The sequence below is a fragment of the Anaerobacillus sp. QJM3NY_17 genome (assembly GCF_056173665.1).
Window position 1 is genome coordinate 2,067,457 of the sequence record NZ_CM149685.1, and the last position, 24,736, is coordinate 2,092,192.

Annotated in this window: 18 protein-coding genes; 17 read left to right on the top strand and 1 reads right to left on the bottom strand. The window is 40.4% G+C overall.

The features are described from left to right. Positions 1 to 4: 4 nt before the first annotated feature. Positions 5 to 655, top strand: a complete 651-nt coding sequence (gene msrA / locus AC0VYV_RS11070; RefSeq protein WP_475367370.1) for a peptide-methionine (S)-S-oxide reductase MsrA — start codon at positions 5 to 7, stop codon at positions 653 to 655. Between the two features lie 47 nt (positions 656 to 702). On the opposite strand, the gene AC0VYV_RS11075 is transcribed toward msrA, so the two are convergent. Beyond that, on the bottom strand, positions 703 to 2,946 hold the full coding sequence (locus AC0VYV_RS11075) for a hypothetical protein (protein WP_475374844.1): 2,244 nt from the start codon (positions 2,944 to 2,946) through the stop codon (positions 703 to 705). A gap of 258 nt (positions 2,947 to 3,204) precedes the next feature. Between AC0VYV_RS11075 and cydD the strand changes: the two genes are divergently transcribed. The 16 genes from cydD (at position 3,205) to aldA (ending at position 24,679) form a co-directional block, all read left to right on the top strand. Further along, positions 3,205 to 4,938: a thiol reductant ABC exporter subunit CydD gene (gene cydD / locus AC0VYV_RS11080; RefSeq protein WP_475374845.1), complete on the top strand. Its 1,734-nt coding sequence runs from the start codon at positions 3,205 to 3,207 to the stop codon at positions 4,936 to 4,938. Further along, the gene (gene cydC / locus AC0VYV_RS11085) at positions 4,935 to 6,644 is read left to right on the top strand and encodes a thiol reductant ABC exporter subunit CydC (RefSeq protein WP_475374846.1); all 1,710 of its coding nucleotides are present in this window, start codon (positions 4,935 to 4,937) and stop codon (positions 6,642 to 6,644) included. The genes cydD and cydC overlap by 4 nt, the downstream gene beginning before the upstream one ends. A gap of 224 nt (positions 6,645 to 6,868) precedes the next feature. Beyond that, the gene (locus tag AC0VYV_RS11090; RefSeq protein ID WP_475374847.1) at positions 6,869 to 7,105 is read left to right on the top strand and encodes a hypothetical protein; all 237 of its coding nucleotides are present in this window, start codon (positions 6,869 to 6,871) and stop codon (positions 7,103 to 7,105) included. 86 nt (positions 7,106 to 7,191) lie between these two features. After that, on the top strand, positions 7,192 to 9,336 hold the full coding sequence (locus AC0VYV_RS11095) for a DNA topoisomerase III (RefSeq protein ID WP_475374848.1): 2,145 nt from the start codon (positions 7,192 to 7,194) through the stop codon (positions 9,334 to 9,336). A gap of 185 nt (positions 9,337 to 9,521) precedes the next feature. Continuing rightward, complete coding sequence (argC, locus tag AC0VYV_RS11100) at positions 9,522 to 10,580, top strand: N-acetyl-gamma-glutamyl-phosphate reductase (protein ID WP_475374849.1); 1,059 nt, start codon at positions 9,522 to 9,524, stop codon at positions 10,578 to 10,580. A gap of 27 nt (positions 10,581 to 10,607) precedes the next feature. Then, a complete protein-coding gene (argJ, locus tag AC0VYV_RS11105; RefSeq protein WP_475367377.1) occupies positions 10,608 to 11,840 on the top strand; it encodes a bifunctional glutamate N-acetyltransferase/amino-acid acetyltransferase ArgJ in 1,233 nt (410 codons plus the stop codon). Beyond that, positions 11,803 to 12,636 carry an acetylglutamate kinase gene (argB, locus tag AC0VYV_RS11110; RefSeq protein ID WP_475374850.1) on the top strand — a complete coding sequence of 278 codons (834 nt, stop codon included), beginning with the start codon at positions 11,803 to 11,805 and terminating at the stop codon, positions 12,634 to 12,636. The genes argJ and argB overlap by 38 nt, the downstream gene beginning before the upstream one ends. After that, positions 12,627 to 13,799, top strand: a complete 1,173-nt coding sequence (locus tag AC0VYV_RS11115) for an acetylornithine transaminase (RefSeq protein WP_475374851.1) — start codon at positions 12,627 to 12,629, stop codon at positions 13,797 to 13,799. The genes argB and AC0VYV_RS11115 overlap by 10 nt, the downstream gene beginning before the upstream one ends. Further along, positions 13,796 to 14,869, top strand: coding sequence for a carbamoyl phosphate synthase small subunit (locus AC0VYV_RS11120; RefSeq protein WP_475374852.1), 1,074 nt, complete (start codon positions 13,796 to 13,798; stop codon positions 14,867 to 14,869). The genes AC0VYV_RS11115 and AC0VYV_RS11120 overlap by 4 nt, the downstream gene beginning before the upstream one ends. Continuing rightward, a complete protein-coding gene (gene carB, locus AC0VYV_RS11125) occupies positions 14,856 to 18,056 on the top strand; it encodes a carbamoyl-phosphate synthase (glutamine-hydrolyzing) large subunit (RefSeq protein ID WP_475374853.1) in 3,201 nt (1,066 codons plus the stop codon). The genes AC0VYV_RS11120 and carB overlap by 14 nt, the downstream gene beginning before the upstream one ends. Positions 18,057 to 18,060: 4 nt before the next feature. Continuing rightward, positions 18,061 to 19,029: an ornithine carbamoyltransferase gene (argF, locus tag AC0VYV_RS11130; RefSeq protein WP_475374854.1), complete on the top strand. Its 969-nt coding sequence runs from the start codon at positions 18,061 to 18,063 to the stop codon at positions 19,027 to 19,029. Positions 19,030 to 19,099: 70 nt separating this feature from the next. Continuing rightward, on the top strand, positions 19,100 to 20,311 hold the full coding sequence (locus AC0VYV_RS11135) for an argininosuccinate synthase (protein WP_283152123.1): 1,212 nt from the start codon (positions 19,100 to 19,102) through the stop codon (positions 20,309 to 20,311). 12 nt (positions 20,312 to 20,323) lie between these two features. Continuing rightward, positions 20,324 to 21,706, top strand: a complete 1,383-nt coding sequence (gene argH / locus AC0VYV_RS11140; protein ID WP_475374855.1) for an argininosuccinate lyase — start codon at positions 20,324 to 20,326, stop codon at positions 21,704 to 21,706. 321 nt (positions 21,707 to 22,027) lie between these two features. Further along, positions 22,028 to 22,165: a hypothetical protein gene (locus tag AC0VYV_RS11145; RefSeq protein WP_475367385.1), complete on the top strand. Its 138-nt coding sequence runs from the start codon at positions 22,028 to 22,030 to the stop codon at positions 22,163 to 22,165. Positions 22,166 to 22,287: 122 nt separating this feature from the next. Further along, complete coding sequence (locus AC0VYV_RS11150; protein ID WP_475368990.1) at positions 22,288 to 23,157, top strand: patatin-like phospholipase family protein; 870 nt, start codon at positions 22,288 to 22,290, stop codon at positions 23,155 to 23,157. A gap of 73 nt (positions 23,158 to 23,230) precedes the next feature. Beyond that, positions 23,231 to 24,679 (top strand): aldehyde dehydrogenase, encoded by a 1,449-nt coding sequence (aldA, locus tag AC0VYV_RS11155; RefSeq protein WP_475374856.1) that lies wholly within the window; start codon positions 23,231 to 23,233, stop codon positions 24,677 to 24,679. The last annotated feature ends 57 nt before the right edge of the window (positions 24,680 to 24,736 follow it).

Consider the following 24,736-nt stretch of genomic DNA (forward strand, 5'->3'; position numbering starts at 1 on the left):
GATATTGCATACACTAATGGATAACGAAGCAAGAAAACAACAGCTTATTAAGACCCTTCTCTCACAAGGGATATATAAGAAGGGTGAAAAGCAACTTTATATGTTATCACTAAATGAATTAGAAAACATATATGCTCGATCAAATAAAACCATACAGAGAAAAGGAAACGGAGTGGTCATAGTGGAACAAGCAACATTTGCAGCAGGGTGCTTTTGGGGAGTAGAAGCGCTATTTCAACAATTGAACGGTGTTATTTCAACTTCAGCAGGGTTTACAGGAGGAGAGACGATTAATCCAACTTATGAAGATGTTTATTCTGAATTAACAGGCCATGCCGAATCCGTACAAGTTGAATATGATCCTTCTCTCATTTCTTATGAAGAACTTGTAGAAGTTTTCTTTGAAAATCATAATCCAACCTCCTTAAACAAACAGGGAGAAGATGTCGGAACACGCTATCGCTCAGCGATCTTTTACCACTCAAATGAGCAGGCAGAAATAGCATTGATTGCAAAAGAAAAACTCGAGCGATCTGGACGCTTCAAAAAACCAGTTGTGACGCAAATTGTACCAATCACTTCATTCTATCGTGCAGATGAGTATCATCAAAGCTATCTTGCTAAGCGTGGACAGTCTTCTTGCAAAATTTCATAATAGAAAAAAGGCTTTCTCTCATTGTCATGAGGGAAGGCCTTTTTTAGTTAATCACCTTGATTGACACCTATTTGATCAATAAAGACTTTTCCTTTCTCTGATGCATTAAATTCGAATGTAAGAGCATTCATCTTCTTCGGATTAAAGGCATTGTTTGCTTCTAAGAATCGCTGCATCGGAATATTAAAGGTTTGGAGAACCGGTTCAGTAGGTTCACCATAACGTCCTTCTTCAAAGTATTTTGTTTTTGTGTGTTGAATAGGAAGAACACCTTGCAACTGCATGACGTCACTCAGCTTAACACTAGCGGATGCTCCGTTATCTGAACTAGCCGTGATTGTGAAATCAACAGGTTGCTGGTCAGATGGATCTGAAAGGTTTGCTGCTGTGAATGTTAATGAACTGTTCATTGTATAAGCAAATGGATCCTGAAGGGCTTTCTTGAAATTTAATTTGTATGTGCCGTTCTTTGAATAGGAATGATCCCATTTCAAAAAGACCCCATGAGTACCTCTTTCTTTATCGCGTCGAAATTCAAGCTCTCCTTCATACCATTGCAGCAAGCTATTAGTCTCTATGGTGATATAGGGAGATGTCGCTGTTGTGACATCAACGTCCTCTTCAAAGGTGCTATAGATATGATACGAAGGATCTTCATATTTACTAATGTATGTTGTATCAGGTAGCCATTCGAGAGCATAGCGATAATCCTCAAACATCGGTTGATAGGACTCATTTTGATGAAGCGTCGCCTCAAGAAAGCCAGCAACATATGTGCGGGCTATTTGTCGTTGTTCAGTGCCTTTAAGAAGAGGCTCTTTATTTAATAAAAGCGTGAAAGGGAAATACGTATCGTTTTCTCCCCACGTTGTGTTAAATTGTCCGTGATTGGCGCGATCAATATAAAGGGCTGCTTTCATAGCTTCTTTACTGCCAGTTAAATCAATCCCATTATACTGTCGGTCGCCTTCGAATTCCGATAAATCACTATCATAAGAACCTTGAAGTAATAAATAATTGACATCATCCACTTCGATTTTTCGATCTGAAAGTGTTTGATAATCCGTCGGTGCAAGTGCGATAACAGATTCAATATTATAATGGAAATCAAAAGTCATGTTCCCGTTATTTGGGTAACGATCAAGGTCATTGAATTTTGCTGCTAAAATCGCAGCTTGACCACCGCGAGAATGACCTATTAAAGCAATTTGATCCATCTTCACTTTGTTGAATAATGGATTATCTTTTTGAGAAGATAATTTCTCCATTTCTTCAATATGTTTAAGCAGCAACCAAGCGCGTCCATTAATGTCTCCTGCGAGGCCACCAGACCATGATGAATTGAAGAAGTTCTCATCTACTGATACTGTTAAAAAGCCACGACTAGCGAGTAACTCACCTAAATAATTGTAGCCTTCATCTGAGAAGTCCTCCATCTTATGGTTTCCATGGACAATAAGGACAAGAGGAAAAGAACCATTTCCTTTAGGCACCCATACACGTCCATTAAGTGGCACATTGGTGTCTTTAAAGCCCCAGAACCACTCGCGTTCTTTGGACCATTCTCCAATCATACTTGAAGCGTTAACTGACATCGTTTGAATATCTACTTGCTCCCCAAATTCAGGACGTTGCTTATCCTTTCCACTTCCATATGTATAAGTAGTTACATCAAATGAGCCGTATTCTGAAGGGTTATCACTAACAGGTGAGAGCGGCTCTACATTAATAGAGAGACGATCATTCATTAAACCAGGTGTGAATAACCAGTATGAAAAAGCTGACGTTGCTAAAACACCAAACAGTAGCATGATCATAGACATTGGCTTTTTGATGCCTTTAGAAAGAGGGTATCCGAACATAGCGCCAAGGATGATACCGACTGCAATTAAGAGATAGGAGAGCGGAAGGATGTTCTCTAATTGACGAAATTGATCTAATGTATAAATGGTTATAGCAAGCGAGACTCCAATACTTGCAATGAGAAGAGAGGGTAATCTTTTGAAATGCTCTATGAACCATGTACCAATCTTAACGGTGAGCAGTGTACTGACAACTGCTATTAGTAGGAAAAGAATAACGTCCATTATTTGACCCAGTCCAGTATGAAAATCAAACCCAATCGAAAAGATTAGCAGCATTGTCATAATAAGAGCGCCATAGGAAGCTCCTTTCCATATGGTTTTAAAGAAGGATTGTAATGGTTGAGTAAAAGAAATCAATAAATGCTTTAATTTATTTCGGTTGTGTGTATTTTTACGCGTTTTTTCAAATTCAGGTTCGTGTTCCACGCTAATCCTCCATTTCTTATCCTGCTGCTTTCATTATAGCAAATAGGAAATGAGGAAGAATGTTAAATCTAAGAATGCCGCAATTGAATGAGAATTGGCTCGGTGAGTCTAGCACATATTTCGTTCATTTAATTGTAAAAAATGATCGCTGCATAGTATTTGCTTCTCCTTTGTATAAGTCGTACAATAGGAATTAAGAATTAATGTGAAATATTTCACAAACGTATGTTTGATGTGAAACTAAAGGTGGGGGATCAGGTGAAGAACGAACTTAAAGCGTATGCTTCAGGTTTTAAAATCACACACTTGTTCATGATTTTAGGTGCTCTTATTATTGGCGCATCCATTATTGTACAGGCGTTTCTTACAGTAGAAATAGTGAATCAGGTATTTATTGAGAGACTAGCATATTCAGAAATTTCACCGTATCTCATTGGCTTACTGGTTGTCATGGCGCTACGCCCTTGCGTATCTTATTTAATGGGAAAAGCATGCGTAAACATGGCCACTATTGTGAAACAAAGAATAAGAGAAGCGCTTTTGAATAAATTTTCTCGAGACGCACTTCTAACGTCTTACCAGGGTCAATCTGGACAGAAAGTGAGCGTTTTACTAGATGCGGTGGATGAGATTGATTCCTATTATAGTCAATACATTCCACAAGTGTTTAAAACGGCGGTTATTCCTTTCTTTATTCTAATCGCAGTTTCAACTCAGCATATTGAAACAGGGCTAATAATGATCGTGACGGCTCCATTTATTCCACTCTTTTATATTATTATCGGCATTCGTACTCAGAAAAAATCCGAGGAGAAGCTAGAGCAGATGACCGTTTTTTCTGGTCGCTTTCTTGATACAATTCAGGGTTTGACTACGTTGAACTTGTTTCGTCAATCGAAGAAATATCGCTCGATTATGGAAGAAAGTAGCTTGAATTATCGAGATGCAACGCTTGAAGTTCTTAAGGTTGCGTTTGTTTCATCCCTTATGCTTGAGCTTATTTCAATGTTAAGCATTGGGATTATCGCTCTTGAGATTGGTCTTCGTCTCATTGTGTTTAATAGCATGTCTTTTGCTACAGCCTTTTTCCTTCTTATGCTTGCTCCTGAGTTCTATCTTTCCCTAAAGGAACTAGGCAGTGCTTTTCATACTGGTAGAGGTAGCATGAGTGCAATGAAAAAGGTAAGTGAAGAACTTCATCGTGAAAGTGACGAAATGAAATGGGGAGATCGATTACTTGAAACGAAGGAGAGGCCACCACTGTTGGCGTTTAAGAACGTTTCCTATCGCTATCAGGAGAGTGGATTTGGGTTATCCTCTATTGATCTAACTATTAAACCTTATAGCAATACGGCCGTGATTGGTCGGAGTGGATCTGGAAAATCGACGCTTTTGAATTTGCTTGGTGGATTGCTTCCACCTCAAGAAGGTGCCATTACCGCCGACGAACTTCCCCTAACAAGTTTAGAAGAAGAAAGCTGGTTTTCAAAGATAAGCTTTATATCACAAAATCCGTATTTGTTTACTGGAACGATCGCTGAAAATATCGCGATTGGATCAAAAAGTACTGATAAAATACAAATTGAAGCGGCGGCTGAGAAAGCTGGTATTTCCTCGTTTATTGCTTCTCTTGAAAATGGTTATGAGACGGTTATTGGTGAATCCGGAAGAGGGATATCTGGAGGAGAGAAGCAGAGAATTGCGCTTGCTCGAGCATTTATAAAACAACCAGAGATTATTTTATTTGATGAACCAACAACGGGACTTGATTTATATACAGAGAAAGTTCTTCATACTTCGATCAAAGAACTATCAAAAAACGCAACAATTATTACTGTAGCACACCGTATCCATACAATACGAAATGCCGATCATATTATACTTCTTGATAAGGGAAACTTGATCGCGGAAGGAACCGATGAATCACTTTACGCTTCAAGTGAGTTGTATCGTGGTATGGTTGATACGCAGAAGGGGGAGGTCACATTATGAGAGAGCTAGCATTTGTATGGCGTGAGATGCTGACAGAGAAATGGGATATCCTCCTCTCGATATTATTTGGTTTTATTGCGGGGATAACAGCTGTTGCCTTGTTTGCTTCTAGCGGCTATTTAATTTCGAAGGCAGCCTTATCGTTACCTGTGTTTGCATTAGCGATTTTAACAGCTGTTGTGAAATTTTTTGGACTTGCCCGCGCAGCTGGACGCTACTTTGAAAGGATATATTCTCATCGCGCGACGTTTTCCATTTTAAGCAACATGCGCGTCTCCTTCTATAAAAAACTTGAGCCAATAGCGGCAGGGTTGTCACAGCGATATCGCAGTGGAGATCTGTTAGGTAGAATTGTAGGAGATATTGATCGACTGCAGCATTTTTACCTTCGCGTTTTTTATCCACCTATAGTTTTTATTCTCATATTCCTTGTTACGATTTGGTTTACGCTATTCTATTCTTTCGAAATTGCACTTCTAATGTTACTCGGAGTGATTTTTACAGGGATTGTGATTCCGGGTTACTTTGCGTGGAGTATTCGAAAAAAGGATCGAAAGGTTCGTTCAAGTAGAGGAGAATTTGCTGCTGATTCAGCTGAGTTTTTCGCTGGTTATCGTGATTTGAAAATCATGAGTGAGGTTGAAGGAAAGAAAAGCGATCTTAAAACAAAATCCAATGACTATGGGATTGCTCAAAGCAAAGAAGGAAAAGCAGAAGTGCTTCATCAAGCCGTTAATTCATTTGTGTCTTTATTTGTAACCTGGAGTGTTATTGGGATCGGTTCATATCTTGTCATAACGGGAGAACTAGATGGCGTGTTTCTCGCCATGCTTGTCCTGATCTTTTTAACGTCCTTTGAGAACGCAGTGCCATTGGCTATCATGCCTGCTTATTTGCAAGATAGCATAGTAGCTTCGAAAAGACTGTCATCTGTAGAAGGGAAGCCAAGGGTGGAAGAGAAAGAAAAGGTGGATCTTCCGAATGAGAAAGCTTTTTCTCTGTCGGCAAGAAATGTCACTTTTTCTTATCCCAATGAAATACGAAAGTCATTAACTAATGTAACGGTTCATATTCCAGCAGGAGGAAAAACGGCTATTGTTGGACCAAGTGGTTCTGGAAAATCGACTCTATTACAACTTTTCTTAAAGTTCTTTGAGGGAAGTGGCGCATTAGAGATGAATGATCGTTCCATTCAATCGCTTTCCGAAGAGAATATCTGGAGCAAGACGAATGTCGTCCTGCAACAAAATCATTTCTTTTCAGGTACGATTCGTGATAATTTGCTTCTAGCCGGAGAGTCATTATCCGATGAAAAGTTAATGGAAAGTCTTCAAGCTGTCCAGCTAGAACACTTTTCTCTCGATTATAGCGTGCACGAAAAAGGATCGAACCTTTCTGGTGGTGAGCAACAGCGCCTCGCTATCGCCCGTTCCTTCTTAAAGGGTAAACGAGTCTGGTTATTAGATGAACCGACTTCCTCAGTCGACCTTCTTACTGAAAGGTCAATTCTCAAGCATCTTTTTGAACAAGCGAAAGAGGATACGCTTCTACTGGTCAGTCATCGTTTAAACAATCTTGAACAAATGGATCAAATTATCGTAATGGATTCAGGGCAAATCGTAGAAAGTGGTACGTATAAAGAATTGATGAAAATAAAGGGCTATTTCTATCAAATGAGAGAAATTGAGAAAAGTGTCCTTCTTTAATATTGATGGAGTCTCATCTTCCAATCGCTTACTGAAGGAAAATAGCGATTGGAAGTTTTTTTGTTGACTTTTTTAATGGACATGTTGATTTGTGAATCAATAGAGAATCGACCTTAGAACTAATGCTATGACAAAAAGAAGGGGGAAGTCTTCTTTATATGGAATTTTATAGGGATGATCTGAAAAGGAGGGGGTTTATTGTTAAACAACGTGAGTGTGTAACCGTGAAAGTACCTAATATGAAACAAGCGCTAGCCTTTTGTACGAAAGTTTTGAATTTCGAGGTATCAAAAGAGGATGGCCCTAAAATTGTGAGCCTTGTTCATGAAAACATACCAATTGTTATAGAAGAGGAAGCGGTTCAATCTGATAATAAAAACGTGCTGCTCGGAATTCCATCTACTAGCATTCGTCAGGATCCTTTTGATCCAAGCGCCTTAGCGATAGTTGAATATAGTTAGGAACGTTAAAACACCTACTACCATATACGATCACATGTACGATATACTAATAGCTAGCGTATTTTTTTGAGAGAGGAATGTTACCTTTGGCAGCTGTTTGTATTATCGCCGAAAAGCCAGATCAGGGAACGCGTCTTGCCGCCCCTTATCCAACCGAAAAAAAACAAGGATATCTCTATATTAAACCTAATCCTGATTTTCCTGATGGAGCCTATATGACTTGGGCTGTAGGACACTTGTGTGAACTCGTTCCACCTGAAACATACGAATCTTCATGGAAGAAGTGGTCTCTTCAAACCCTTCCGATGATTCCGACACAATTTAAATATCAGGTAACGAAAGGAAAATGGAAACAATTTAATGTCATTAAAGAACTCGTTAACAAAAAAGAAGTAGGATCTATTATTCACGCGGGTGATGCTGGGAGAGAGGGTGAACTCATCGTCCGTACGATTTTGAATCAGGCTCGTTGCAAGAAACCAATGAAGCGACTTTGGATTTCTTCACTAACAGAACGTGCAGTAAAAGAAGGATTTCAATCACTGTTAGAAGAAACAGAAACGCGTAATCTTTATTACGAGGCTTATGCAAGATCTTGTGCAGATTGGGTCGTAGGAATTAACGCCTCACGCGTGTATACACTTCTTTTTAAACAAAAAGGGTTACAGGATGTTTTTTCTGCAGGAAGGGTTCAAACGCCTACACTAGCATTAGTCGTTCAACGAGAGAAAGAGATTGCGAACTTTAATTCAGAGCCGTTTTGGGAAGTGAAGGGCACATTTGATTACAATGGAAAAATGATTGTTGGAAAATGGATCAATGAAGATCAAACGAGACTTGAGTCGCCCGAAATGGCCCAAGCCATTGCTCAATTTTGTGAAAATAAGGACTGTTTAGCGAGTGAGGTTAAGAAAGAACGGAAGCAGTACAAAGCTCCCTTCTTGTATCAACTATCATCTCTTCAGTCTACTGCCAACAAGCGCTATAAATTTTCACCGAAAAAAACGTTGGATATTGCTCAGAAGCTTTACACAAAGGGGAACATTTCGTATCCAAGAAGTGATTCTAGTTTTGTCACCAAGGATGAAGCGGCAGAATTCCCTTCGATTTTATCAAAGCTTCAGAAGCAGCGAGCTTATCAAGAGTATTTTCCACTAAAACGTGACTCGCTCTTAACGGACAAGCGATTTGTGAATGCTGCGAAAGTAAGTGATCACTATGCGATCATTCCAACAGAACAGGTGCCAAACCTGGATAAATTATCAGGTGATGAAGCTAAAATATATGATTTAATCGCACGAAGTTTACTAGCGGCGCACGAAGAGGCATCGATTGTCGATTATACAACTGTGCTCACCCTCGTTGATAATAGAGCCCTATTCCAATCAAAAGGACAGGTGCGAATTCAGGAAGGATGGCAACGAATTATCCCATCGAGTCAGAAGGATGAAGAGTTACCACCTATTGAAAAGAACGAACAAGGTAAAGTTGTATCTGTAGAAGTAACAGAAGGCAAAACACAGCCGCCAAAACGATTTACTGAAGGACAGCTTATTACAATGATGAAGACGGCCGGTAAGCATCTAGATGATGAATCTCTTGAGAAGATCTTGAAAGACACAGAAGGACTTGGGACTGAAGCGACTAGAGCGGGCATCATCACAATGCTCAAAGATCGCAAATACATCGATGTTGTAAAAAACCAGGTATATGCAACGGAAAAAGGCATGTTATTGATCGATTCGATCGGAAATGCCGTTCTTTCAAGTCCTGAAATGACAGCGAAATGGGAGCAGCGGCTAAAACAAATTGGAAGTGGCGAGGCTTCTCCACAAGCGTTCATGGAATCTGTGAAGAAACTTGCAGCGAAGCTAACCTCCGATGCAGTTGAATCTTCTGCATCATGGGATTTAAAAGATATTAAGATAGAAGCACAGCCATCCAAAAAATCACTAGGAAAAAAGGTTGGCACATGCCCACTTTGCGGTTCTGACGTACTGGATAAGGGGAAATTATTTGGGTGTAGTAGTTATGCTAAAACAAGTTGCCCGTTTACAATCTCCAAACGAATTCTTGGTAAACCTATTTCGCAAACGAACGCTAAAAAAATTCTAACTGAAGGAAAATCCAATGTAATCAAAGGGCTGAAAAGTAAAAAAGGGACGTTTAATGCCGCGCTTGTATGGAGCCCGGATGAGAAAAAACTAACATTTGAATTTGAAAAGAAGTAATTTTAAGCATGCCTTTCATAGGGGCATGCTTTTTTTGAACTAATTTTCTCACCTAACACACTCTTTATCAGGATGATAAACAAGTTGCGCTTGTTAATACGTTGTGACAAATTCATAAATTTGAAAAAATAATAAAAAACCTGTTGTATATATATACTTATATATGTATAATCATTCAATAAGCAATGAAAGAGGGAGTGGAAATAGTGAAAGCAAGTATAGTCGGTGCTAGCGGATATAGCGGCCTTGAATTAATTCGCTTATTGCTTAGTCACCCTGAAGTAGAAATTAATACAATTGTATCTCCATCTAACGCAGGAACAAATGTCCATGATGTTTTCCCACATCTCACGAATATACAAGTAAGTCAGTTTGAAGCACTTGATGCAGAGAAGCTTGCTTCCGAGTCAGATGTTATCTTCTTCGCAACACCAGCTGGCGTGAGCAGTCAATCTGTTCCTTCACTACTAAATACGGGTGTTCCAATGATCGATTTATCCGGAGACTTCCGATTAAAGAGTGGAGATTTATACGAAAAGTGGTATAACCATTCATCTCCACCAGAAGGAGCTTTGGAAGAAGCGGTATATGGATTATCGGAATACTATTCAGAAGACATTAAATCCGCAAATTTAATTGCCAATCCAGGATGCTATCCGACGGCAACGCTACTAGGTATTCTTCCAATTATTCAAAAAGGGTGGGCTGATCCATCGTCTTTAATCATAGATGGAAAGTCGGGACTTTCAGGCGCAGGACGTAAAACGAGTCTGACAGCCCATTACTCTGAAGTTAATGAAAATGTATCAGCATATAAACTTGGCAAACATCAGCATATCCCTGAAATAGAACAAGTCATTTTGAATCAAATCGGTGAAAATGTAAATGTATCATTCTCTACTCACCTCGTCCCGCTTACAAGAGGGATGATGTGCAGCATGTATGTCAATCTATCTCATGATCGATCCGAAGCAGAAGTGATTGATCTTTACCAATCAATCTATGAAGATCATCCTTTTATTCGCGTGATGCCTGAAGGGAAATGGCCCTCCACAAAAGGTGTTTCCGGTTCTAACTACTGTGATATTGGTCTTTCTGTAGATCCGAGAACAAATCGCTTAACGATCATCTCGGTGATTGACAATTTGATGAAAGGTGCTGCTGGTCAAGCGGTACAAAATATGAATCTACGATTTGGCTATTCTGAGACGGCAGGTCTTAGTTTATCTCCAGTATTTCCATAAATCTACTAAACGAAAGGGTTGAATGCTTTGGCAACATCGACTGTAAGTGAGGAACTTTTTTCAATCGTAAAAGAGGGCACAGTTACTTCTCCTAAAGGATTTCAAGCTGGTGGGTTTCATGCAGGTTTAAAACGAAAGCGTAAAGATCTTGGCTGGATTAAATCGGTTGTACCAGCGAATGCTGCAGGAGTGTTTACAATGAATACTTTCCAGGCACCGCCATTAAAAGTGACAAAAGAAAGTTTAGTAGATGGAAAACTTCAAGGCCTAGTTGTTAATTCAGGAAACGCCAATGCGTTTACAGGAAAGAAAGGCCTTGAGGACGCATATGAAATGCGAAAACAATTCGCAACTGTGATGGGTCTAAAAGAAACGGAAACGGCTGTTACTTCGACGGGGGTCATTGGGGAGTATTTGCCCATGGAAGCCATTATCAAAGGGATTCATCACATTCCAAGCTATGCAGAAAAAACGAGTGGCACCGATTTTGCTGAAGCGATCGTTACGACAGATACAATGACAAAACAGGTAGCCGTAACGTGTCAGATTGATGGAAAAGACATCACCATTGGTGGTGCTGCAAAGGGATCAGGAATGATCAAGCCAAACATGGCCACGATGCTGGCTTTTGTAACGACCGATGCAGAAGTAGAAAATAACGCTCTTCAGTCCGCATTAAGCTCTGTGACTGACACGACTTATAACATGATCACAGTTGACGGTGAAACGAGTACAAATGATATGGTCCTTCTTCTAGCAAATGGTCAGGCGGAGAATGAAGCGTTATCAGAAAGTCATCCTGAGTGGCAAACGTTCTTAAGTTCACTAGAGTATGTTTGTCAACAGTTAGCGAAATTGATCGCTAAAGATGGCGAAGGGGCTACAAAACTCGTTGAAGTTCACGTAAAAGGTGCTCAAACAGAAACCGGTGCGAAAGCCATTGCCAAATCTGTTGTAGGTTCTAGTTTAGTAAAAACAGCCATATATGGAACCGATGCAAACTGGGGACGTATTGTATGTGCTATTGGGTACAGTGGTGAATCTGTTCAAGAAGATTCTCTTTCCATATCACTTGGACCCATTAAAGTAGTGGATTATGGTATAACAACGGAATTTAGTGAGGAAGAGGCAAAAACCTATTTAGAAAACGAGAACATTCATATCTATATTGATTTGCATAACGGTAATGAAGAAGCAACGGCATGGGGGTGTGACCTTTCTTATGATTATGTCAGAATCAATGCCTCCTACAGAACATAATCAAAAGTATTTTGTTATTAAATGTGGTGGAAGTATATTAAATCAGCTTCCAGAATCATTTTACCTTGACCTAGTAGCTATGAAAAAACAAGGATATCATCCGGTACTCGTTCATGGTGGAGGCCCTGAAATCTCAAGGATGCTTGATAAACTATCAATTCAGACAACATTTGTCGATGGACTACGTGTCACAACAGATGAGATGGTCAATACAGTTGAAATGGTACTGAGCGGTAAGGTGAATAAACAGCTCGTGCGGAAGATCCACCATGCAGGAGCGAAAGCCATTGGCATTAGTGGCGTAGACGGCAAGCTGTTTACATGCAAACAGTCTAATGAATCACTCGGCCGTGTTGGGGAAGTCATCCATGTAGATAAATCACTAATTGAACAACTCTCTCAAGCTGGGTACATACCTATTATCTCACCAATCAGTACGGATGAATCTTTCGAACCTCTTAATATTAATGGGGATGAAGCCGCATCAGCTGTCGCTCAGGCGCTGCGTGCAGATATTTGTCTCGTTAGCGATACACCGGGTGTGTATGAAGAAATTGATGGGCAAAAAGTTATTTTCAGAACGCTAGATGAGCCAAAAATAACAAGTTTAATAGAAAAAGGCACGATTATTGGTGGAATGATCCCTAAAGTGAAAGGAGCGATTGCCGCTCTTTCGGATAAAGTCTCCTCGGTTATTATTGTTGATGGTCGAGAAGAGAATGCCCTGCTAAAAGCAGTCGCACATGAACCTGTTGGAACGCGAATTGTTCGAAAGGAGTCTTTAGAATGTCACTAACTGAAACGTCACAAACAAGCATCATGCAAACATATAATCGACTTCCGATTACTGCCGTTAAAGGTGAAGGAAGCTTCCTATATAGTGAAGACGGAACAAAATATCTAGATTTTACTTCCGGAATTGCCACATGTAATCTTGGTCATCAACCAGAAGTGATCAAAAAAGCTGTATCAGATCAGTTAAATCTCCTCTGGCATTGCTCGAATTTATACCATATCCCAAAACAGCAGGAACTCGCTGACGTGTTAACGGCGGAAAGCTGTTTTGACCAGGTGTTCTTCTGTAATAGTGGTACGGAAGCGAATGAAGCAGCGATTAAGCTCGTTCGAAAATGGAGCGGTAAAGAAACAATTGCAACGTTCACAAAGTCCTTCCATGGAAGAACGCTAGGTTCCCTTTCCGCTACAGCTCAACCAAACCTTCAAGATGGATTTGGCTCTATGCTTCCTGGTTTTGAATATTTTCCTTACAACGATTCTGATCGTTTATCAGAAATCGAGGAACTAAAACCAGCAGCCGTCATGTTAGAGCTCGTCCAGGGAGAAGGAGGCGTTCGTCCAGCAGATCAGGAGTGGATTTCGGAGCTTGTGTCGATTTGTAAATCGAACAATATTCTTATCGTCGTTGATGAAGTGCAAACCGGGATGGGCCGAACCGGAACGCTATTTGCTCATGAGCAATATGGGTTTGAACCAGATATTATGACGCTTGCAAAAGGGTTAGGTTCAGGATTCCCGATTGGTGCGATGCTTGCGAAGGAAAGCGTAGCGTCAACATTTGGTCCAGGAACTCACGGAAGTACATTTGGGGGAAATCCACTTGCTTCTGCCGCTGCAACTTCGACGGTAAAAAAGATTGTTTCTTTACTTAACAACGCAAAAGAAATGGGAGACATGCTTATAAATGAATTAAAAAGTTTGTCGGAGCAGCACAATTCCATTAATGAAGTGAGGGGACTAGGTTTACTTCTAGGAATTGAAGTGGCGGATGCCGCGCCTTTTGTTAGTAAGCTTAGAGAAAAAGACGTTCTGGTTTTAAGTGCAGGACCTAACGTCATTCGCATTCTTCCACCTCTTAATGTGAGTAAGAAGGAAGTAGAGCAATTTTTGGAGAAGCTAACCGACGTTTTTAAGTCAACTGAAGGGGAGGATAAGGCATGAAAAAGGGCTATCTTGTATTAGAAAACGGAGCAGTATTTGAAGGCGATCTAATAGGGGCTTTAGAAGCTTCTGGTGAAGTTGTTTTCAATACAAGCATGACTGGATATCAAGAGATTGTATCTGATCCTTCTTACGCCGGGCAAATCATCGTCTTCTGTTACCCACAAATCGGTAACTATGGAATAAATAAACTTGATAGTGAAAGTGAACACCTTCATCTTCACGGTGTTGTTACAGGAGAGCAGTGTGAGGAACCTAGTCATTATTTAGCAACAGGTTCCTTCTCAAATGGTTTATTACAGAATGAAATTCCTTCTTTAACAGGTGTAGACACACGAGCCCTCGTTAAAATGCTACGGGATTATGGAACAATGAAAGGACAGATAACGGCTGAATTTCCTAGTAACAACGTTGAATGGAAATCAGAGAAATCTTTTGTTCCAAATGTATCAGTAAAAGAAAAATCACATTATCCAGGTGAGGGACCACATATCGTGCTAATGGACTACGGGTATAAGAAATCAATTCTTACGTCCCTTCAATCTCTTGGTTGTGCTGTAACAATCATGCCATTTAATACAACTTTTGAGGAAGTTGTTAACCTACAACCAGACGGAGTGGTGTTAAGTAATGGTCCTGGAGATCCTGAAGCATTATCTGCAACTTTTAAAACGATCCGGCTTATTAGTGAAAAATATCCAACATTCGGGATTTGTCTTGGTCATCAGCTTCTCGCTCTTGCACACGGGGCGTCCACTCGAAAGCTAACATTTGGACATCGGGGGTCGAATCACCCGGTGAAGCATTTGGAGACGGGGAAAGTGTTTATCACCTCCCAAAACCATGGTTATGAAGTCGTACAGGAGACCTTAGAAGATACAGGGTTTGCGCTTACTTTTGTTAATTTAAATGATGGAACCGTTGAAGGATTAAAACATCAACATTACAACATTCAATCGGTGCAATTCCATCCTGAAGCACATGCGGGACCATCTGATACAGCTTTTTTATTCGATGAATTTATGCACCAGATTACGAGAACAGGAGACCAGCATTATGCCTTTACGTAAAGAGTTAAAAAAAGTTGTCATTTTAGGATCTGGCCCTATTGTCATTGGTCAGGCAGCGGAATTTGATTATGCAGGTACACAGGCGTGCCTGGCGCTAAAAGAAGAGGGGATTGAGGTAGTTTTAATAAATAGCAATCCAGCCACCATTATGACGGATTCATCAATCGCGGATCATGTTTATATGGAACCAATGACGCTTCCTTATGTAGAGGAAATCCTCAAAAAAGAAAAGCCTGATGGCATCATTGGCACACTGGGTGGTCAAACAGGTTTAAATCTTGTCGTACAGCTTTATGAAAAAGGAATTCTAGAAAAGTTGAATGTGGAACTTCTTGGCACCTCTGTTGAATCTATTCAAAATGGGGAAGACCGTGAGAAGTTTAGACAGCTCATGCTTGATATTGGCGAACCAGTACCTGAGTCGAAAATTGCCGTGACAAGGGAAGAGGCATTAACATTCGCTCGAGAAATTGGCTATCCGATTATGGTTCGCCCAGCCTATACAATGGGTGGTGAAGGCGGTGGATTTGCAGCTGATGACAACGCCTTGCTTGAAATTGTTGATCGTGGCCTTTCCTTAAGTCCTATTCACCAGGTACTCATTGAAAAAAGCATGCTTGGTTGGAAAGAAATCGAATATGAAGTGATGCGTGACGAAAACGATACGTGCATGATCGTCTGTAACATGGAAAATATGGATCCTGTTGGAATTCATACAGGGGATTCGATTGTTGTTGCACCATCTCAGACGCTGAATGATTACCAATACCAGATGCTACGAAACGTTTCGTTGAAAGTGATTCGTGCCATTGACGTTATTGGTGGTTGTAATATTCAAATTGGATTAAACCCTGAATCAAACGATTATTACATCATTGAGGTGAATCCGCGGGTAAGTCGTTCGTCTGCATTAGCTTCTAAAGCTACTGGCTATCCGATTGCACGTATGGCTGCAAAATGTGCCATTGGCTTTACATTAGATGAGCTTCCAAATCCAATTACAGGTAATACGTATGCAGCATTCGAACCTGCCCTTGATTATTTAGTTGTCAAAATACCGAGGTTTCCATTTGATAAGTTTCCTGAAGGTGATCGCGTACTCGGAACGCAGATGAAAGCAACCGGAGAAGTGATGGCAATTGATCGAAGTTTTGAAGGTGCTTTAAACAAAGCTGTTCGATCTCTAGAGAGTGGTCATCAATCATTAACAGGCTTATATGAAGAGGTAAGTCAAGAGTATTTAAATGAACAGCTAATAACGCCAACAGATGAAAGACTTTTTTTAATTAGTGAAGCTTTTCGAAGAGGTTATTCTGTAGAGGACATCAAATCACTTACAGCCATTGATAGCTGGTTTCTTCATAAGGTGAAGCGAATTGTGGAAGCGGAAGTAAAGATAATGAATCAAACCGATCTTTCTGAAGAATTATTGATTCATGTTAAGCAATTAAACGTTAGTGATGCTTACATTTCGAAAGTAACTGGAAAAACGATCGATTCGATCATGAGTATGAGTAAAGAAGCTGGCATTCAGAGGGGAATGAAGCAAGTTGATACGTGTGCAGGGGAGTTTGAAGCCATCACGCCTTATTTCTACTCTACGTATTTAGGGAGCGATGAGATGGAGCAGATCAGTGAGCCAGGCATCCTCGTTCTTGGTTCAGGGCCCATTCGAATCGGGCAAGGTGTGGAGTTTGACTATTGCTCCGTTCACGCGACACAAGCAGTGAAGAAGTTAGGCTATCGTGCGATTGTTATGAATAATAACCCAGAAACGGTTAGTACAGATTATAGCGTTGCCGATCGTCTTTACTTTGAACCGCTCTCACTTGAAGATGTTCTTGCGGTTATCGAAAAGGAACATATTATAGGAGTGGCCGTACAATTTGGTGGTCAAACAGCTGTTAATTTAGCGGAAGAGTTGCACGAGCGCGGAGTTCCAATCCTCGGAACACCTGTTGAGAACATTAATAAAGTTGAGGACCGAGATCAATTTTATCAATTGTTGGATTCTCTTTCGATTCCTTATATTGAAGGGAAAATGGCTTACAAGCCAGATGAAATGGAGGAGCTTGCCGCAGAGTTAGGATTCCCGATCATTGTAAGACCTTCCTATGTGATAGGCGGACAAAACATGTTTATCTTCCGTCATATGGATGAATTGAAACGGTATACGCAAAAATTAGAGAGCAGTTCAAAGAAAATGTGGCCATTCCTTCTCGACCGCTTTGTGGAAGGAATTGAATGTGAGGTCGATGTGATTTGCGACGGAGAATCAATCGCCATTCCTGGCATTATGGAGCACCTTGAACGAGCGGGCGTTCATTCTGGAGATAGCACAGCGATTTATCCACCTGTATCCATTACAGAGAAGCAGAAAGAAACGATTACGATGTATTCTGAAAAGCTCTCTCAAGCGCTCGAATGTCGAGGGTTAATGAATATTCAATTTGTCATCGATCAAGGCATCATTTATGTTCTTGAAATTAATCCAAGATCTTCGAGAACGGTACCCGTTATCAGTAAAGTAACGAACATTCCAATGGTTGAATGGGCGATTAAAGCGCAATTGCAAAGTAACTCATTAGAAGCAACGGGATTATTAGAAGAGAAGCCTTATTACACTGTGAAGTTTCCTATCTTCTCAAATGGAAAGTTAAAAAACGTTGACCATGTGCTTGGACCAGAGATGAAGTCTACAGGAGAAGTTCTTGCTATGGCAAAAACATCGGAAGAAGCATTAAGAAAAGCGATTGTACCAACATGGGATCCGAATAAGCTACCTTCTTCCATCCTATGTTCAATTAGTGAAGAGCATAAAGAAGCTGCATGTGATGTACTAATGAAGCTTAAAGAAAAAGGTGTAAAAATATACGCAACATCTGGAACAGCCAAATTGTTAAATGACAAAGGCATCCAATCAACCGTGATAAAAAAAGATTTAGATGAAATTGAGACGCTAATGAAAGAAGAGCTAAGCGCAGTTGTATCGATTCCGACAATCGGCAGAGAAAAAGAACGTACTGGATTTCAAATGCGCGCACTCGCCACACGATATAAAATTCCATGTTTTACGCATCTTGACACGCTTCAGTTATTGGTCTTAGAAGGATCGAAGACACTTGAAGTCAACAGTCTAGCGCATTGGCACCAAATGAAAGAAACTCCAATCGGGCAGGAAGGATGATTGAATGATGCAGTCGGTAAAAACGCAAAATGAAATCGCAGAAGGAATGAAGGGGAAAGATTTTCTATCGATCGCTGAACTTAGCAGTGAGGAGATTCATTATCTTTTGCAAGAAGCTGAACAGTTGAAAAAACTTCAAAAAGAAGGGATACCTCATGAAGAATTAAAAGGAAAGGTGCTTGGGATGATCTTCGAAAAGTCATCAACAAGAACGCGTGTATCATTTGAAGTAGCGATGCTTCAGCTTGGCGGGCATGCTTTGTTTCTTAGTTCGAAAGACATTCAGCTTGGAAGAGGTGAGACGGTTGAAGACACCGCTAATGTGCTAGCAGGGTACCTTGACGGAGTAATGATTCGAACGTTTGGCCATGAGACGATTGAACGTTTTGCGAAAGCTTCTTCCGTTCCAGTTATTAACGGATTAACAGATACACATCATCCAGCACAAATTCTTGCTGATTTACTAACGATTATCGAGCATAAAGGTCATTTAAGTGGATTGAAAGCAGCTTATTTTGGAGATGGAAACAATGTGGCTCATTCACTTATTGAAGGGGCAGCGAAAGTGGGCATGAATTTCACGATCGCCTGTCCAGCAGGGTATGAACCAGATGAAGCGATCGTAGCGAAAGCGAACGAAGTAGCAAAAGAAAATGGTTCAGTCGTCGAAGTAACCGCTGATCCCCTTGCAGCTGCTAAGGATGCGGATGTTTTGATTACCGATGTGTGGGCGAGTATGGGGCAAGAAGACGAGCAAGCTGAACGCGAGGGCGTTTTCGAACCTTATCAGGTGAATGAGGAGTTATGCATAAATGCTGATGAAAATTACATCTTTATGCATTGCCTTCCAGCGCATAGAGGAGAAGAGGTTACAGCGGAAATTATCGATGGCTCTCATTCAGTTGTATACCAGGAAGCAGAGAATCGTCTTCACGCTCAAAAAGCACTTTTGAAACTTTTATTAAAAAGTTAAATTTTTTTCGTGCAATTTGAATAAATATACGTTATCATAGATATTAATACAAAGATAAGGAGTGGATGACATGGCAAAAGAGAAAATCATTCTTGCTTATTCCGGAGGTCTTGATACCTCCATTTCGATAAAATGGTTAGAAGAAAAATATGGATACGAGGTTATTGCTCTTGGACTTGATGTAGGTGAAGGGAAAGATCTAGAGACGATAAAGGAAAAGGCACTGAATGTGGGTGCCTCAAAAGCTTATATGATTGAAGCGAAAGAACTTCTTGCTGAGAACTATCTTTTACCCGCATTAAAAGCAAATGCATTATACGAAGGGAAATACCCGCTATCCTCAGCACTGTCACGTCCCCTCATTTCAAAGCTTCTCGTTGAAGCGGCTGAACGTGAAGGAGCTACGGCAGTGGCACATGGATGTACAGGAAAAGGAAATGATCAGGTTCGCTTTGAAGTATCGATTCAAGCGTTGAATCCGGACTTGAAAGTGATCGCTCCTGTTCGTGAATGGGGAATGACGCGTGATGAACAGATTGCTTACGCACAAGAAAAAGGGATCCCGGTTCCAGTTAAACTTGATAATCCATTTTCAATTGATGCCAACATTTGGGGACGTGCATGTGAAGCTGGTGTACTTGAAGATCCGTGGGCTGAGGCTCCAGAAGCCGCATTCGATTGGACAGCGCCAATTCACCTAACACCTGATGAGCCGGAATACATTGAAATTGATTTTGTAGAAGGCTGCCCAACAGCACTTAATGGCCAAAAGATGGGGCTAGTTGATCTTATTGAGAAGTTAAATGAAATCGGCGGCGTCCACGGTATTGGACGTATTGATCATATTGAAAATCGTCTCGTTGGGATTAAATCAAGAGAAGTATATGAAAATCCAGGCGCGCTCATTTTGATTAACGCTCATAAAGAACTAGAATTTCTAACACATACTCGTGAAGTATCACAGTTCAAAACGACGATTGATCAGCAGCTGTCAAAACTGATCTATGATGGTTTATGGTATTCACCACTTCGTCAGGCGCTTGAAGGGTTCATTAACGAAACCCAGAAAGTAGTAAGTGGTAAGATTCGTCTTAAACTACACAAAGGGTCAAATACAGTAGTTGGACGTAAATCAGAGAACTCTCTCTATAACGAACAACTTGCAACATATCTTAAAGGTGATCTCTTTGATCATGACGCTGCAGTTGGATTCATTAAACTATGGGGATTACCTACAAAAGTGAATGCGGAAGTTCATAAGAAACAAAAAGTAACTCAATAAGGAGATGTTAGTGTGTCTAAGCTATGGGGTGGACGCTTTACGAAAGAAACGAATAAGCTTGTAGAAGAATATACAGCTTCGATCCAGTATGATAAAGAACTAGCAGAAGAAGATATCGAAGGCAGTCTGGCCCATGTTCAGATGCTTAGTGAATGCGGTGTGATTAGTTCCTCTGACATGGAAGAAATCAAGCGAGGCTTACACGTTGTTCTTGAGAACATTCAGAATGGGACGTTTGAATACGATGTATCTCAAGAAGACATTCATATGAATATTGAAAAAGCACTTATTGATGAAATAGGACCTGTCGGAGGAAAGCTGCATACCGGTAGAAGCCGTAATGACCAGGTTGCAACGGATATGCATATGTACCTTATAAAAAAGGTTGACCATTTTATTTCACATATTGAAGAGGTTCAGCAGGCGATTCTAAGCCAGGCTGAATCTCATGTTGAAACTGTTTTACCAGGTTATACACATTTGCAGCGTGCTCAACCCGTATCATTTGCTCATCATATGCTAGCGTATTTCTGGATGTTTGAACGTGACAAGGAAAGGTTTCAAGACAGCTTAAAGAGAACGAGTATGTTACCGCTTGGTGCAGGCGCACTAGCTGGAACAACCTTTCCGATTGATCGTCATCGCACGGCAGAACTGTTAGGTTTTGACGCCGTTTATCCGAATAGCATGGACGCTGTTAGTGATCGTGATTTTATTGTTGAGTTTCTTTCAAATGCTTCCATGCTTATGATGCACATGTCCCGTTTGTCGGAAGAAATGGTGATCTGGAGCAGTCAGGAATTCCAATTTATCGAACTAGACGATTCTTTCTGTACGGGATCGAGTATTATGCCACAGAAAAAGAATCCGGATGTTCCTGAACTTCTTCGTGCGAAAACAGGTCGTGTTTATGGGAATTTGTTTAGCTTGTTAACGGTATTAAAGGGACTACCGCTTGCTTATAACAAAGACATGCAGGAAGACAAGGAAGGCATGTTTGATACAGCTAAGACGCTTGATGGCGCTCTTCAACTTTTGGCGCCTATGATTGAAACAATGACAGTACAGACAGAAAACATGAAGCAAGCAGTTAATGAAGATTACTCTAATGCAACCGATATTGCGGATTACCTTGTGAATAAAGGAATGACGTTCCGCGAGTCACATGAAGTCATTGGAAAAATTGTTCTTTACGGTATCGAGAGAAAGAAATTTTTACTTGATCTTACAATGGAAGAATTTAAATCATTTACGCCATTATTTGAAGAAGATGTTTTTGAAGTGCTTAAGCCTGCTAATGTGATGAATGCAAGAAAAAGCTATGGAGGTACGTCGCCAGAGCAAATCGCAATTCAGATTAGTTTAGCACATCAGCATGTGAAAGAAAATGCATAAAGGGCCCTATCCGATAGGATAAGACCCTCATGAAGAAGGAAGTTATTAGCGTTTGCTAAACAAGCGATGGGGTAGAACGGTAGTTGTCTTTTGGAGACACCTCTTTCTAATGAAAGTTGTTAGAGCCTTGTTTTACCAACAGAGTAGTTCAACGCGACCATCTCCTTAAAAGCTTCCGTTTTCCTTATGCACTTTTGTTCTTCCCTCTTCACTAATTATCATAGCCACTTTCATCTTGTTCTATACATGTTCATTTCACTTTCTTTCGGATACTTTTTTTCCGTAAGTGGGAGAATATGAAGAGATGAAAGGAGGGGTAAGATGGGCCGAGGAAAGGCATTTGATCATAAGAAAAAAGGTATGGAACGTGAACGACCTAAAACAGCAGATCAAACAAAGTTCCCTCAAGAAGCATCAACAGGGCATAAAACAATTCAGAATGAAGAACGCGAAGAATAAAGGAAGCTTCCTGCACTGGCAGGGAGCTTTTTACTTTTGACGAGTAACTAAGCTTGCTTTCTTGAGGTTCATTTACAACTCCAGTAAAATTAACTATAGATGATTGAAAAGGGGACTTTTAAATGAATTCAGTAGGTCTTGTACTAGAAGGCGGAGGGATGAGAGGCGTTTACACGGCAGGCGTTTTAGAGTATATGATGGAGCACGATTTGTATTTTCCTTACGTGATTGGCGTATCTGCTGGTGCTTGTAATGCAGCTTCATACCTCTCTAGGCAAAATGGAAGGAACCGCACAGTACTTATTGATTACGTGAACCATCCAGAATACATTTCATACAAAAATTTATTTCGTAAAAAACAGCTGTTTGGTATGGACTTGATCTTTAATGAAATTCCTTCTACTCATGTGCCCTTCGATTTTGAGGCATTTCAGAATGCTACTGAGCAATTTGTTATTGGCACAACAGACATCTCTACTGGAAAACCTTATTACTTTAATAAGAAAGATGATGGTGAACAGATTCTTTCGATTCTAAGAGCATCGAGCTCATTACCATTTATGGCGCCGCCCGTCCAAATTAATAATCGTTTTCATCTCGATGGGGGTATTACAGATCCGATTCCTGTTCAAAAATCGGAAGCCGATGGCAATAAAAGTCATGTCGTCGTTTTGACCCGTAATGAAGGATATCGAAAGCAGAAATCAAAGTTATCATGGATGATCCAACGTCTTTATCGGAAAAATCCTGCGCTCGCACAAGCCATTACAAAGCGATATATTCATTACAATCAAACACTTGATCATATAGAAGCAAATCGGGAAAATTATTTTATCATTCAACCTTCCACACCTCTTGAAGTAGCACGGATAGAAAAGTCACAGCTTCGTCTCACGACTTTATACAATCAAGGATATGAAGAGATGAAAAGGCATCATAAAGAACTAGAAGCTTGGCTTGAGAAGAGGGAGTTAGCGAAAGAACCTGTTTGAATGTGTGATCATATGTTTAAGAATATAACTAACTTGGGAACAGTTCTCCAACACTATGTAGGAGGTCTTTCAAGTGAAAAGCTATCAACTATACATTAACGGTGAATTTACAAACAGTCATTCAGAAGAAATGCTCGAAGTGATCAATCCAGCTACAGAAGAAGTGATTTCACGAATTCCGAAAAGTGATGAGAATGACGTGCAGCGTGCAATTGAAGCCGCTAAAGCTTCCCAAAGAGATTGGGAAAAGAAACCTTCAATTGAACGAGCTGATTACTTATATAAGATTGCAAGTAAAATTGAAGAGAAAAAAGAAGCTTTTATTAACATGTTGACTGAAGAAAATGGTAAAACAGTAGATGCTTCAAAGGCAGAAGTAGACCTAACGATTGATTACTTCCGCTATATGGCAGGTTGGGCAAGACGATATGAAGGAGAAGTACTCCCAAGTGATCGCCCGAATGAGAATATTCTTGTATTCAAAAAGCCGATCGGAATCGTTGGGGGTATTGTGCCATGGAACTTCCCAATGTTTATCTTTGCTCGGAAGGTAGCACCAGCGTTTGTCACAGGCTGTCCGATTATTATTAAGCCAAGTCAATATACGCCAAATACAGCATGTGAGCTAGCAAGTATTATCCATGAAATCGGCGTTCCTAAAGGAGTATTTAGCTTAGTTACCGGTAAAGGTTCAGACATTGGTACGCCACTTGCTTCTTCACCAGACGTGCAAATGATTAGTTTAACAGGAAGTTATCCGGCAGGTTCAAAAGTGATGGAAGCGGCTGCTAAAAACATTACAAAAGTGAATCTTGAGCTTGGTGGCAAAGCGCCAGCGATCGTAACGAAACATGCGAACGTTGACTTAGCCGTTGAGAAGATTACGACATCTCGTATAACAAACAATGGTCAGGCTTGTACAAATGCAGAACGTGTATATGTGCATGAAGATGTAGCCGAAGAATTCATCTCGAAAATTACTAATACTTTTAATAATACAAAAGTAGGGGACTCTTTAAACGAAGATGGATGTGACATAGGTCCACTTGCGAACAAACAGCAAATCGATTCTGTCGAAGAAATGGTGAATAATGCAGTGAAAGCTGGTGCTGTAGTGAAAACAGGTGGGAAGCGTGTAGATCGGGACAAAGGCTTTTTCTTTGAACCTACTGTTCTGACTGATGTATCCCAGGATATGAATGTTATCCAAGAAGAGATTTTCGGACCAGTCTTACCGATTGTTGTATATAGCGATTTTGACAAAGTTCTAGAAATGGCTAACGATACTCATTATGGACTATCTTCATCGATCTTTAGTGATAACATGCACGAAGTGATGAAAGCATCGAATGTCCTTCGTTATGGTGAAACTTATGTGAATCGTGAGAACTTTGAAGCGGTGCAAGGGTTCCATGCAGGTATGGGACAATCAGGTATCGGTGGTGCAGATGGCAAACATGGTCTTAATGAATATCTTAAGACACACGTAATCTATATGGAGTACGATCAAGATATCAAATAAGAAAACCGGGCGTATGCCCGGTTTTCTAATGTTTGAAGAAACTCCGGTATAGAGCGT

What these genes read in the sequence shown, in the direction of transcription:
- cydC (WP_475374846.1), top strand. Translation starts at nt 4,935, where the DNA reads ATGAGAGAGCTAGCATTTGTATGGCGTGAGATGCTGACAGAGAAATGG.
- argC (WP_475374849.1), top strand. Translation starts at nt 9,522, where the DNA reads ATGAAAGAGGGAGTGGAAATAGTGAAAGCAAGTATAGTCGGTGCTAGC.
- argB (WP_475374850.1), top strand. Translation starts at nt 11,803, where the DNA reads ATGATTATGTCAGAATCAATGCCTCCTACAGAACATAATCAAAAGTAT.
- AC0VYV_RS11115 (WP_475374851.1), top strand. Translation starts at nt 12,627, where the DNA reads ATGTCACTAACTGAAACGTCACAAACAAGCATCATGCAAACATATAAT.
- AC0VYV_RS11120 (WP_475374852.1), top strand. Translation starts at nt 13,796, where the DNA reads ATGAAAAAGGGCTATCTTGTATTAGAAAACGGAGCAGTATTTGAAGGC.
- carB (WP_475374853.1), top strand. Translation starts at nt 14,856, where the DNA reads ATGCCTTTACGTAAAGAGTTAAAAAAAGTTGTCATTTTAGGATCTGGC.
- argF (WP_475374854.1), top strand. Translation starts at nt 18,061, where the DNA reads ATGATGCAGTCGGTAAAAACGCAAAATGAAATCGCAGAAGGAATGAAG.
- AC0VYV_RS11135 (WP_283152123.1), top strand. Translation starts at nt 19,100, where the DNA reads ATGGCAAAAGAGAAAATCATTCTTGCTTATTCCGGAGGTCTTGATACC.
- AC0VYV_RS11145 (WP_475367385.1), top strand. Translation starts at nt 22,028, where the DNA reads ATGGGCCGAGGAAAGGCATTTGATCATAAGAAAAAAGGTATGGAACGT.
- AC0VYV_RS11150 (WP_475368990.1), top strand. Translation starts at nt 22,288, where the DNA reads ATGAATTCAGTAGGTCTTGTACTAGAAGGCGGAGGGATGAGAGGCGTT.